The organism is Pampinifervens navoyensis, from assembly GCF_046159715.1.
In the GTDB taxonomy this organism is placed as follows: Bacteria; Aquificota; Aquificia; order Aquificales; family Aquificaceae; genus Pampinifervens.
On sequence record NZ_JBJXCT010000004.1, the window covers coordinates 92,546 to 103,765 of the forward strand.

The 11,220-nt window shown below is 48.4% G+C and carries 16 protein-coding genes and 1 tRNA gene; 10 read left to right on the forward strand and 7 right to left on the reverse strand.

What is annotated here, in order from left to right; translation table 11 throughout:
- The first annotated feature begins 1 nt into the window (after position 1).
- Positions 2 to 1,081, forward strand: a complete 1,080-nt coding sequence (gene mraY, locus ACKRDP_RS04415) for a phospho-N-acetylmuramoyl-pentapeptide-transferase (protein ID WP_409153541.1) — start codon at positions 2 to 4, stop codon at positions 1,079 to 1,081.
- Here mraY and ACKRDP_RS04420 read toward each other — a convergent pair.
- Positions 1,073 to 1,450: a DUF192 domain-containing protein gene (locus ACKRDP_RS04420; RefSeq protein ID WP_409153542.1), complete on the reverse strand. Its 378-nt coding sequence runs from the start codon at positions 1,448 to 1,450 to the stop codon at positions 1,073 to 1,075. The genes mraY and ACKRDP_RS04420 overlap by 9 nt on opposite strands.
- 20 nt (positions 1,451 to 1,470) lie before the next feature.
- Here ACKRDP_RS04420 and ACKRDP_RS04425 point away from each other — a divergent pair, with 20 nt between their 5' ends.
- From ACKRDP_RS04425 to upp, 7 genes are all read left to right on the forward strand, one after another.
- Positions 1,471 to 1,899: a Fur family transcriptional regulator gene (locus ACKRDP_RS04425; RefSeq protein ID WP_409153543.1), complete on the forward strand. Its 429-nt coding sequence runs from the start codon at positions 1,471 to 1,473 to the stop codon at positions 1,897 to 1,899.
- Complete coding sequence (locus tag ACKRDP_RS04430) at positions 1,878 to 2,192, forward strand: 4a-hydroxytetrahydrobiopterin dehydratase (RefSeq protein WP_409153544.1); 315 nt, start codon at positions 1,878 to 1,880, stop codon at positions 2,190 to 2,192. Before ACKRDP_RS04425 ends, ACKRDP_RS04430 begins: the two co-directional genes overlap by 22 nt.
- A gap of 19 nt (positions 2,193 to 2,211) precedes the next feature.
- Positions 2,212 to 2,289, forward strand: a tRNA-Asp gene (locus ACKRDP_RS04435).
- Between the two features lie 28 nt (positions 2,290 to 2,317).
- Positions 2,318 to 3,208 (forward strand): 4-hydroxy-tetrahydrodipicolinate synthase, encoded by an 891-nt coding sequence (gene dapA / locus ACKRDP_RS04440; protein ID WP_409153545.1) that lies wholly within the window; start codon positions 2,318 to 2,320, stop codon positions 3,206 to 3,208.
- Positions 3,201 to 3,593 (forward strand): DUF4149 domain-containing protein, encoded by a 393-nt coding sequence (locus ACKRDP_RS04445; protein ID WP_409153546.1) that lies wholly within the window; start codon positions 3,201 to 3,203, stop codon positions 3,591 to 3,593. Before dapA ends, ACKRDP_RS04445 begins: the two co-directional genes overlap by 8 nt.
- Complete coding sequence (locus ACKRDP_RS04450) at positions 3,590 to 3,964, forward strand: RusA family crossover junction endodeoxyribonuclease (RefSeq protein WP_409153547.1); 375 nt, start codon at positions 3,590 to 3,592, stop codon at positions 3,962 to 3,964. Before ACKRDP_RS04445 ends, ACKRDP_RS04450 begins: the two co-directional genes overlap by 4 nt.
- A complete protein-coding gene (gene upp, locus ACKRDP_RS04455; RefSeq protein ID WP_409153548.1) occupies positions 3,945 to 4,574 on the forward strand; it encodes a uracil phosphoribosyltransferase in 630 nt (209 codons plus the stop codon). The genes ACKRDP_RS04450 and upp overlap by 20 nt, the downstream gene beginning before the upstream one ends.
- Here the strand turns inward: upp and ACKRDP_RS04460 are convergent.
- Both ACKRDP_RS04460 and ACKRDP_RS04465 read right to left on the reverse strand, forming a co-directional pair.
- Complete coding sequence (locus ACKRDP_RS04460) at positions 4,558 to 5,955, reverse strand: LysM peptidoglycan-binding domain-containing protein (RefSeq protein WP_409153549.1); 1,398 nt, start codon at positions 5,953 to 5,955, stop codon at positions 4,558 to 4,560. The two genes, upp and ACKRDP_RS04460, sit on opposite strands and share 17 nt — an antisense overlap.
- Positions 5,924 to 6,196: an acylphosphatase gene (locus ACKRDP_RS04465; RefSeq protein ID WP_409153550.1), complete on the reverse strand. Its 273-nt coding sequence runs from the start codon at positions 6,194 to 6,196 to the stop codon at positions 5,924 to 5,926. Before ACKRDP_RS04465 ends, ACKRDP_RS04460 begins: the two co-directional genes overlap by 32 nt.
- A gap of 91 nt (positions 6,197 to 6,287) precedes the next feature.
- Here ACKRDP_RS04465 and ACKRDP_RS04470 point away from each other — a divergent pair, with 91 nt between their 5' ends.
- On the forward strand, positions 6,288 to 6,707 hold the full coding sequence (locus ACKRDP_RS04470) for a septal ring lytic transglycosylase RlpA family protein (protein WP_409153551.1): 420 nt from the start codon (positions 6,288 to 6,290) through the stop codon (positions 6,705 to 6,707).
- Here the strand turns inward: ACKRDP_RS04470 and ACKRDP_RS04475 are convergent.
- Genes ACKRDP_RS04475 through accC form a run of 4 tightly spaced genes read right to left on the reverse strand, consistent with a single transcriptional unit; the run spans position 6,694 to position 10,591 of the window.
- Positions 6,694 to 7,503: a radical SAM protein gene (locus tag ACKRDP_RS04475; RefSeq protein ID WP_409153552.1), complete on the reverse strand. Its 810-nt coding sequence runs from the start codon at positions 7,501 to 7,503 to the stop codon at positions 6,694 to 6,696. The two genes, ACKRDP_RS04470 and ACKRDP_RS04475, sit on opposite strands and share 14 nt — an antisense overlap.
- Entirely contained in the window at positions 7,475 to 8,344 is an 870-nt protein-coding gene (locus tag ACKRDP_RS04480) for a PSP1 domain-containing protein (RefSeq protein ID WP_409153553.1), read from the reverse strand. Before ACKRDP_RS04480 ends, ACKRDP_RS04475 begins: the two co-directional genes overlap by 29 nt.
- Positions 8,292 to 9,263, reverse strand: coding sequence for a DNA polymerase III subunit (locus ACKRDP_RS04485; RefSeq protein WP_409153554.1), 972 nt, complete (start codon positions 9,261 to 9,263; stop codon positions 8,292 to 8,294). The genes ACKRDP_RS04480 and ACKRDP_RS04485 overlap by 53 nt, the downstream gene beginning before the upstream one ends.
- On the reverse strand, positions 9,260 to 10,591 hold the full coding sequence (gene accC / locus ACKRDP_RS04490) for an acetyl-CoA carboxylase biotin carboxylase subunit (protein ID WP_489685577.1): 1,332 nt from the start codon (positions 10,589 to 10,591) through the stop codon (positions 9,260 to 9,262). Before accC ends, ACKRDP_RS04485 begins: the two co-directional genes overlap by 4 nt.
- Positions 10,592 to 10,630: 39 nt before the next feature.
- On the opposite strand from accC, the gene ACKRDP_RS04495 reads away from it, so the two are divergent.
- Positions 10,631 to 11,203 carry a UbiX family flavin prenyltransferase gene (locus ACKRDP_RS04495; RefSeq protein ID WP_409153555.1) on the forward strand — a complete coding sequence of 191 codons (573 nt, stop codon included), beginning with the start codon at positions 10,631 to 10,633 and terminating at the stop codon, positions 11,201 to 11,203.
- The last annotated feature ends 17 nt before the right edge of the window (positions 11,204 to 11,220 follow it).

The following is an 11,220-nucleotide window of genomic DNA, read 5'->3' on the forward strand; positions in this document are numbered from 1 at the left end:
AATGCTTTACCATATGGCACTATACCTGAGGGATTATTTTTTCGCTTTCAATGTGTTCAAATACATAACCTTTCGTTCTTTTCTTGCGGTGCTCATCGCCTTTTCTCTGACCCTGATTTTAACGCCCATTTTCATGAAAAAGATGAAGGCTATTCAGAGGCTTTTCAAGGGATACATAAGGGAATACACCCCAGAGGGTCACCTTGTAAAGAGATACGTCCCCACCATGGGAGGTCTCATAATAGTCCTCTCAGTTTTTCTGAGCTCCTTTCTTTTGATGAGGCTTGACCTCATATACTTCTGGGTTATAACCCTCTGCATACTTGGCTTTGCCCTAATAGGCTTCTGGGATGACTTTGTCAAGCTCAGGAACAAGAAAGGTATATCTGCAAAGAAAAAGTTTTCTGCACAGCTCCTTGTTGCCGGTTTCACATCCGTCCTTATATATCTCTACAGTGGCGTAAACACAAAGCTCTACTTTCCTCTCTTTAAGAATCTTGAGATAGAGCTCGGGCTTTTCTACATTCCCTTTGCCATGCTTGTTATAGTTGCCACTTCCAACGCGGTAAACTTAACAGATGGACTTGACGGGCTTGCCATAGGACCTGTAATGACAACCGCCGCAAGTCTTGGAATAATAGCCTATGCGGTAGGTCATGCGGGCATAGCTGGCTATCTGAATATTCCATATGTTCCCTATGCAGGGGACCTTACAGTTCTCTGCTTTGCCATAGTAGGTGCGGGGCTTGGTTTTCTGTGGTTTAATGCCTTTCCCGCACAGCTCTTTATGGGGGATGTGGGGGCTCTTGCCCTCGGTGCAGGTCTGGGTGTAATGGCCCTTGTTTCCAAGTCAGAGCTTCTCCTTCCAATAGCTGGAGGGGTATTTGTCTTTGAGACCATGTCGGTTATACTTCAGGTTGTCTACTTCAAGCTAACAAAGGGCAAAAGGCTCTTCAAGATGGCACCTTTTCATCACCACCTTGAGCTCTCTGGAGTTCCAGAGCCAAAGATAGTGGTCAGGATGTGGATAATATCTATCCTGCTCGGTATACTTGCCATTGCCAGCCTCAAGCTAAGGTGAAAGGAGAATATCTCTATACATGCACTTTCTACCTCTTATCAGCTCCACCACCGTATCCACGGGCTGGGGTGAGGAGACCACTACCGTTCCTGCCTTTTCCTCTGGAGGGAGGTATGACCTTCCCACAAGCCTGCCCCTGTCAATCCAGTATAGGTCAAGCTCAAGGTGTGTGTTCCTGTTCCAGAAGTGCCTTATGGCCCTGTCTCTGTATAAGAATACCATACCGTCGTATCCCACAAAGGACCTCAGATGCATAAGCCCCCTTTCGTGTTTTTCTGGTGTGTCCGCCACCAGAAGCCTGCACTGATGAACCTGTGCATTAGTTGCATATGTGATAAGAAAGAGTATGATATTGAAAATTATTAGCATATGGTTTATATTATATACCCATGCTTAAGGAAGAAAGGCTTCAGGAATTTATAGAGGCTTGTAAGAATATGGGGCTAAAGATAACGCCTCAGAGAGTGGCAGTCTACGAGGTTTTACTGAGCAGGGAAGACCACCCCACCGTTGAGGAAATATACAACGAGATAAAGAAGAAGTATCCCTTTGTGTCCCTTGCCACTGTATACAGAACGGTGGAAACCCTTGAGGAGCTGGGCTTTGTCAAGAAGGTTGCCTACTGGGGTGGCTCTGTGCGGTATGATGCCAACATAAGCGACCACCACCATCTCATATGCACCCAGTGTGGAGCCATAAGGGACGTGGAGTTCTGCATAGACTGGGACCCACCAGCCTATATGGAAGGCTATAGGGTTCACAAGTATTCACTGCACATATACGGAGTCTGCCCCGCATGTCAGGCAAGGGAGAACTGAAGGTTTACTCAGCCCAGGAGATAGAGAGTAAACTAAAGGGATTGCCCGGCTGGGCCTTTGAAGAAGGCTTTATTGTCAGAGAATACAGCACAAAAAACTGGAAGGAAACGGTCTTTCTCTTTAATGCCATTGCAAGTCTTGCGGAAGCACACTGGCATCACCCAGACGTAGAGGCCGGTTTTAAGAAAATAAGGGTTAAGCTGACCACCCACGAGGCGGGAGGTATAACAGACAGAGACTTTAGCCTTGCAGAGGAGATAGAAAAAATCTCTTCCCTTTTGCTCAAAAGGTGATATAATATTCTCCTCTAAAGGAGCCGTAGTTCAGCCCGGTCAGAACGCCGGCCTGTCAAGCCGGAGGGCGCGGGTTCAAGTCCCGTCGGCTCCGCCATCCCTAACCATATGTTATAATTATCTTCATGTTTCAGGGTTCAATAGTCGCCCTCATAACCCCCTTCAAGGATGGGGAGGTGGATTTCAGAGCTCTTGAGAGTCTAATAGACTTTCACGCAAACAACCATACTGACGCCATATTGGTCTGTGGCACAACTGGAGAGTCTCCTACCCTCACCTTTGAGGAACATGAAAGAGTGGTAGAGCATGCGGTAAGGTATGCAAGGGGAAGGATTAAAGTAATAGCCGGCACAGGGGCAAACGCCACCCATGAGGCTATAGAGCTCACATCCCATGCAAAGAGAGTGGGGGCTGACGCCTGTCTGCTTGTGGTCCCCTACTACAACAAACCTACACAGGAGGGGCTATATCAGCACTTCAAGACGGTGGCGGAGGAGGTGGACATTCCCATAATACTGTATAACATACCCTCAAGAACTGGTGTGGAAATAGCTCCGGAGACCATTTACAGGCTTGTCAAGGACTGTCCAAACATAATAGGCTCCAAAGAGTCCACTCCTAATATGGACAGGATTTCCGAGCTCAGAAGACTTCTTGGTGAAAACTTTACCATCCTATCCGGTGATGATTCCCTCACCTTACCCATGATGGCTCTGGGTGCGAGGGGTGTTATATCCGTTGCCAACAACATAATTCCCAGAGAGGTAAAGGCCCTTGTGGACTACGCCCTCAGGGGAGACTTCCAGAGAGCAAGAGAGATGCACTACGAGCTGTTTGAGCTTTTTAAGGTGCTCTTTATAGAAACCAATCCCATTCCCGTAAAGACCGCCTGCTGGGCTCTCGGCATGTGTGAGAAGGAATTCAGACTCCCCCTGTGTCCAATGAAGCCGGAAAACGAAAGGAGGCTCATACAGACCCTGAAGGTCTACAACCTTCCGGTAGTGAGGGATGTATAAGTTTCTGCTGTTTTTAAATTCCTCTTACCTTGGGCTTGGTTCTTTCTTCAGCTTTTTTGTGGCCCCCACTCTTTTCAGAGTCCTTCAGAAGGAGCAGGCAGGTGCGGTTGTAGAAAGGGTATTCCCCGTCTATTTTGGTATAGGTCTTGTGGTTTCTCTTGCGACCCTCTTTCTTGGTTTCAGGCTCGGTAAGCTCGTAGCTGGGCTTGCTTTTGTGAACCTTATGCTTCATGCCCTTCACCTTTTTTATGTGCTTCCCACCGCTCATGCCCTAAAGCCTGTAGATTACAGTGCCTTCATGAAATGGCACGGCATATCCATGGGTATTAACCTGCTGAGCCTTTTAATTACTCTCCTTCTATGCATACTTCTTATGAGAAGATGATAGAGTTAAGGCTTTCTATGCTTCCAGTGCCAAAGAGCAACAGGTATATAAGAAGAAAGGGTGGAAAAGTGTTCAAACCTCCAAGGGTAAAGAACTGGGAGGTGAGAGCACTGTGGGAGATAAGGGAGCAATACAGGGGTGAGCCACTTGAGGGCAGGCTTTCTGTGTATGTAGAGCTCATACTTCCCAATCACAGGAGGAGAGACATAGACAACATGCTGAAAAGCCTCTGGGATGTGCTGGAAAAGGGCGGGGTCATAAAGAATGACAGCCAGATATACGAGGTAAGAACTCTCAAGAGGGTTTTGAAAGGTCAGCAGGGAACCCTTGTGCGTCTTGGAGATTTTCACTATGGCCTTGAAGATAATTGACCACTCATTGATAAGGCACAAGCTGAACCTTGTGAGAAAAAGGCATACTCCACCGGAGAAGCTAAGAAGTCTCCTTGAGGAGATAACCCTTATGAGTATTCCCTTTGTTCTTGAGGGATTTCCCCTGAGGATGGAAAGCGTTGAGACACCCATGGGTGTAGGAAGAAGTTTTGAGTTTGTTGAGGAAGACAGGATTGTTTTTATATGTATACTCAGAGCGGGGCTTCCCATGCTCAATGGTGCCCTGAGGGCATTGCCGGGTGCAAAGGCGGGTTTTCTTGCTATAAAGAGAAATGAGGACACACTCACCCCGGAGTTGTATTACAGAAGGCTACCACCCCTTGAAGGCAGATTCGTTATACTTCTTGACCCCATGCTGGCAACGGGCGGAACTCTCAGTCTTGCCCTGAGCGAAGCTAAATCCCTGAAACCGGAAAAAATGGTAACTCTCAACTTAGTTGCATCGCCTCAGGGGCTTGAGAGGACCATGTCTGCACATCCCGATGTTGACTTCTTTCTGCTGAGCGTGGATGAGGGGCTGAGCCCAAAGGGATACATAGTGCCCGGAGTGGGAGATATAGGAGACAGGCTTTTCACTGAAGGTCTCTGATATACTCCGTGGGGTCAAGGGGGACTCCCTCCTTGTTCCTGAGCTCAAAGCGCAGGAGACATTCCTCAGAGTTATTCTTCTTGCCAACCCTGGCTATGACCTGCCCCTTGCTGACCCTTTCTCCTCTTTTCACGAGGTTTGACTCATTGTAGGCATAGAGGGATATAAAGTTGTCATGTTCCACTATTACCATGTTTCCGTAAGCCTGCAGGTCACCCCCGCTGTATATAACCCTGCCATCCTCAACAGCTTTTACAGGCGAAGAGCATGGAGCTGAGATTTCTATGCCCTTTGGCACCCTTGACACCTTGCCGTCCACGGGGAGCTGTATGTTGAGACCTCTGGGTGCTGGTGCAGTTGATGTGTCCTTCTCTAATTCTCCCACTACAGACCTCTCTTCTCTTCTGTTGGGTGGCTGTCCGCTTTCCTGTGCTGGTTTTTCCGCCATTTCCCTTCTGGGTATTTTCACTTTTGTCCCAGCCTGCAGGAGCTTGCCCTTTAGCTCTGGGTTGAGCCTTTCGAGCTCTTTCAAAGGCACACCGGTGGCTCTGGCAACATCTCTGAGCCTTCCGCTCCTTCTGACCCTGTATATCTCATAGGCTTCCTCCCTTGTCCTCTTAGACTTTACCTCTTCTGTTTCTCTGAGAGGTATTTTCACCCTTGTTCCCGCAGGAAGCCATCTACCTTTGAGTTCTGGATTGAGCCTCTCAATTTCTTTAACAGAAGTCCCGGTTGCCTTTGCCACATGTTCAAGCTTCGCACCCCTCTTGACTGTGTAAAGTTCATACTTTTCTTCCTTTGCCACTGTCTGTTTACTGCCCTTTGGCAGCTTTACCTGCGTTCCGGGCTTCAGCCATGCATCTTTTAATTCCGGGTTTAACCTCTCCAGCTCCTTGAGGGGAATGCCGGTTGCCTTTGCCACGTGTTCAAGCCTTGCCCCCTTTTTGACCGTGTAGGTTTCGTAATCCGTCTCTTCTGCCCCTCCCCTTTTTTCCACAGAGCTTCCCTTTGCGGGTATCCTTATCTTCTGACCTTCCACAAGCCTGTCATCCTTTAAGTTGTTGAACTCCTTCAGCGTCCTTACATCAACACCAAAGCTGTCCGCTATCTTCTGAAGGCTATCCCCTCTTTTTACTTCATAGATTGCATACTTCTCTGAGGGCTTTTTCTTTGTAGTTTTTACAGGTATGCATAGGTTCTGACCGGCCTTCAGTCTCCTTTCATCAAGACCTCTGTTGGCAGACTTGAGACTGTTTATGTCCACACCTTCTCTTCTGGCTATCTTTTCAAGAGTGTCTCCCTCCTTTACCCTGTAATTCTTACACTCAAGGGCAAAGGAAAGGCTCAGGCTAATACCTAACAGTAAAATCCCTTTCTTCATGGCTTGGCACCTCCTTGAGGACCTCCATGCGGTCAACCTTTCCCGCAGGCGGACCCTCCCAAAGTTCCTTCAAAAATTCCCAAACCACATCCTTTTCTCCCTGAACAAAAACTTCAACCCTTCCATCTGGCAGATTCTTGACCCACCCAGACAGCCCATAGCTCTGGGCAAGCCTTCTCGTAAAGGCTCTGTAGCCAACGCCCTGCACAATACCATTCACGTATATTTTTAGGGCTATCATCCATAGAATTTTACATCAGAAAGAGGGGGTTGAAAATATGAAATGATATGTGGTATCATTAGGAAGACTACAATCCTCAGGAGGTGTCCTCATGAAAATGGCTGTTTTTCTTCTTCTGCTTTTTTCTGTGGCCTTTTCCATGGATTGTAGAATTCAGGAAGGATATGCCAGCTGGTATGGCGGAAAGTTTCATGGCAGAAAAACAAGCTCTGGAGAGGCTTTTAACAAGCACAAGTTTACCGCCGCATCAAGGGATTATCCTCTTGGAACCTATCTGCTGGTAAGAAATCTCAGCACCGGGGAGGATGTGGTGGTGGTAGTCACAGACAGAGGGCCATCCAGAAAGAGCAGGATAATAGACCTCTCAAAGTCCGCCGCTGAGAAGTTAGGTATGCTAAGGCAGGGTGTGGCAAGGGTTCAGGTAATGCCTCTATACTGTGCAGCAGAGGGTAGTGAGTCAAGTGAGGAATTTCATGAGGAGGTTATAAAGGACCTTATCAACACATTGTAAGCCTTCTGTTTGTAAGGAGCGTCCCGCATCCTCCAAGAGAATCCTTTCTGAACCTTGTAGAAAGCGTCACCCTTATACCGTAGGACCTGAGAATTAAAAAGGCCTTCTCGTATTCCCAGTCCTCCACATCACTGAAGTCTTTCACCGTCTGGTTGTATCGCAAAAGGGTTGCGCTCACACCAAGCTCTTTCACCAGCTGTGCAAAACCCATGAGCTCATCTCCAGAGTCGTTCACCCCCTTAATCAGAAGGTAGGCAAGGCTTATCCTTTTTCTCTTCCTTGAGGGCATTGTGGACAGCTCTTCTCTGAGAGCCTGCACAAGGTTCCTCAAACTGCCAGCATGGGGGAGCAACTTTTCTCTCTTTTCTTCTCTTACAGAATGTATGGATATGCTGACTCCATTGTGGGGTAGTTTCAGCAGCTCTCTGAGCTTACTTACCGGATAGCCCGTAGTGTAAAAACTCACCCTGAGCCCTTCATCTTTAAAATGCCAGAAGGCTTCCTTTACCTTCTCCCAGTTCATAAGAGGCTCACCAATTCCTGCAACCGCTACCCGCCTTATGTGAAGCCTGTCTTTCAGCAGCTCATACTGACCTGTTATCTCCTCCAGTGAGAGGCTTCTGAAAAGTCCATCTATGCCAGAAAGGCAGAAGGGACAGCCTATGGCACACCCTGCCTGTGTGGATATGCAGAGGGTATCTCCTCTGTAGTAAACCGCCTCCACTCTTCTGCCATCATGCAGTTCAAATAGATAGAGCCTGTTGAGACTACTGTTCAATTCCTGCAAAAGCCTCATTTTCCGTCACAGCCCTTCTACAGCAACCCCCACAGCTTCTGCAATGGTTCAGTGCCCTTTCATAACCCTCTGGCAGAATATCTTTCAGGTCCACTTCCCTTTTTGACTCCTCGGAAAGGAGGCTAATCTTCCACCTGAGCGGGTCCACCTGCAATACCCTGTAAACCTTGCCCTCAAAACATACTTCGCTTCCAGCCTCCGGCAGGAGGGACTTTACAAGATAGTTTTCCCTCTCAAAGACCAGACAGCATATTAGCCTTCCACAGGGACCCGTAAACTTCTGAGGTGAGAGAGGGAGGTTCTGCTCCTCAATATCCCGCAGGGATACGGACTGAAACTCCTCCTGAAACCTGACACAGCATGGAACCTCCCCGCAGGTGCCCACCCATCCAAGAATCTGCACTGCATCCCTTACGCCCACCTGTCTCATCTCTATCCTCTTTTTGAAGACCTTTGCAAGGTCCCTCACCAGATTCCTGAAATCTACCCTGTGCTCGGAAGTGTAGTAGAAGAATATCCTGCCCTTATCCAGTGGTATGTAGGTTTTTATGAGCTTCATGTCAAGCCCATGTTCGGCTATCTTCTTCCTGCATACCTCCATGGCTTCCCTTGCCTTTTCCTCGTTTTCTTCCATTCTTCTTATGTCTTCCTCTTTAGCCTTCCTGAGGAATATGGCTTTCAAGGATGAAGGCTCTCTTGATGTGCCAAGCACCTTTACCACCTCTTCCCCCTTCTCCGATTGCACTACAAGAAGTTCACCTCTGGAAACGTCGCTCTCCCATACGCCTTCAACCTGAAGCACCTTGTTGGTGTCCTGAAATTTTGCCTTTATGTAAGACATTCTTTACACCTCCTCTGAGCTGAAAGAGTAAAAGGCTGAGCCTTATACCCTTGCTTAAATATTCTAACCCTGCAGAGGCTTTGTCAAGAGCCTGCTCAAAAGCCTCATCTCTGGTCTGTTTATACTTCATGTGAAGCATGTTCAGGAGCAACTTCAAAAGCATTGACTGTCTGTCGTAATCCCACTTTTCCACCTCAAGAGCCTTTTTGTATAGGGAGAGCAGGTCTCCTTCCAGTATGGTTTCTGCAGTGGTGAGCAGCTCCTTATCTTCTTTGAGCTTAAGAGCCATGGTAAGACTTCCCTCGGAAAGTTCGAGTATCAGAGGGTCCTGTATTCCCGTGATTTCCCTTAGTTCCTCCTCGCTCAGTGGTGGAACCTCCAAAAGAAAGCTCCTTGACCTTACGGTAGGTAGTAGCTTCTGAAGCCTGCTGGTAACAAGAAGAAAGTGGGTATCCTCTGGCGGCTCCTCAAGGACCTTCAGTAGAGCGTTCTGTGCCTGTGGGTTCATGCTCTCTGCGGGCTCTACGAATACAACTTTTCTCTTAGAGAGGGCGGGTTTCAGGTATACAAAATCTTTAACTCCCCTTATCTGGTCAATCTTTATCTCCGCCTTCTCAGGTTTAAGGTATACAAAGTCTGGATGGTCTCCCTGAAGGTAGAGATAGACCCTCTTGCCTTTTCTATCCTCCCCATAAAAGATTAGCTCCTCTTCCTTTCTATGTCTGAAATCCTGCATGTGGACACAGGACTGACAGTTTCCACAGGGTGGATAGCTCTCCTTAAGGCAGAGGAGCGAAGTGGCAAACTCAAAGGCAATATCCCTCTTGCCCACACCTTCTTTGCCGTAGAAGAGGATGGAGGCGGGAACCCTTTTCTGATGGTAGAGCCTGCTCAGGAACTTTTTTAGCCTTTCTCTCATATCATGAGCTCTTCTACAAACCTTATGTGGTGCCTCCCCTGCTGGAACTCTCTGCTGGAAAGCACCCTCTTGTGAAAGTCTATGTTGGTCTTAAGTCCTGTGCCACTTATCCTGAACTCTTCAAGGGCTCTCAGCGCCCTGTTTGTGGCTTCTTCCCTTGTCTGTCCCCAGCATACGAGCTTGCCTAGAAGGGAATCATAGAAGGGCGGGACAGAATAGCCACAGTATATGTGAGTATCAACTCTAACCCCAAAGCCTCCTGGAAGATAGAGCTCTTCCACCTTGCCCGGTGAAGGAAGAAAGGTGTTTGGGTCTTCGGCGTTTATCCGACATTCTATGGCATAGCCTTTTCTTTCAGGCTTTTTTATGTTTAGCCTCTCACCTCTCGCTATCCTGAGTTGCCACTCCACAAGGTCTATTCCGTAGACCATCTCGGTAACTGGGTGTTCCACCTGAATACGACCGTTCATCTCCATGAAGTAAAAGTTGCCCTCCTGGTCCATAAGAAACTCTACCGTGCCCGCCCCTTCGTAGCCTATCTCCCTGCAGAAGTCTGCCACAAGAGCCTCCATCTCTTTCCTCTTTTCCTCTGTAAGATGGTAGCTTGGAGCCTCCTCTATTAGCTTCTGATGTCTTCTCTGAACCGAACACTCCCTCTCCCCAAGGGTGAGCACGTTGCCGTATCTGTCAACGAGAACCTGTATTTCTATATGTTTTGGGTTTATAAGGTATTTTTCAATGTAAACCCTTCCATCGCCGAAGGCCACCTCCGCCTCCTGCATGGCAAGAGGTAGCTTCTCTCTCAGTTCTCTATCATTGCTGACAACCCTTATCCCCCTACCCCCTCCACCGGCTGCCGCCTTTATCACCACTGGATATCCCACCCTGCTGGCAACCTCAAGAGCCTTCTGAAAGTCCACCGGACCATCACTGCCAGGGACAAGGGGGAGCCCAACCCTTTTTGCCACCTCCTTTGCCCTGACCTTGTCCCCTATAAGCTCAAGGGTCTCTGCAGAGGGTCCCACAAAAACCTTACCGCTGGCTCTCACTATCTCCGCAAACTTCGGGTTCTCGGAGAGAAAGCCATAACCTGGATGGACCGCCTCTGCACCAGACACCTCAAGGGCGGATATTATTCTGGGTATATCAAGGTAGCTCTTAGAAGGCTCTGCCGGTCCTATGCATATGCTTCTGTCTGCAAGCTTCGCATGCATGCTGTTGGCATCTGCTTCAGAATACACCGCCACGGTCCTTATGCCCATTTCCCTGCAGGTCCTTATCACCCGGACCGCTATCTCACCCCTGTTGGCAATAAGAAGGCTCTGCATCAGGACTATTTTACACGCAAAGGCTATACAATTTTCCACATGCCCGAAAAACTTGTTCTCTGTATAACGGGCGCCAGCGGTGCCATATATGGATACAGACTTCTTCAGGTGTTTACCTCAATGAACTTTGAGATAGACCTTATTGTCTCCTCTTCTGGCTGGGTTGTTCTCAAGCAAGAGCTTGACTTAACTAAAGGTAAGATACTTGAGGAATTTCCCCATGTGAGGCTTATTCCAGACAGAGACATTGCAAGCCCGGTAGCCAGCGGCTCAAGGCTCGTCCACTACAGAGGGGTTGTGGTGGCACCCTGTTCCATGAGCACCCTTGCCCATATAGCCTCTGGCACCAATCAGAACCTTGTCCACAGGGTTTGCGAAGTTGCCCTCAAGGAAAGGGTCCCCTTAGTGCTCCTTGTGCGAGAGGCCCCCTATTCTCTCATTCATCTGAAAAATATGCTCCAAGTCGCAAAGGCTGGTGCTCTGATTATGCCCGCAAGCCCCGGCTTTTATCACAGACCGCAGAGCCTTCAGGAGCTTGTGGACTTTGTGGTGGGAAAGGTGCTGGACGCTCTCAGGATTGAACATGGTCTTTATAGAAGATGGAGGGAATGAAGCCCTTGACATTTTAC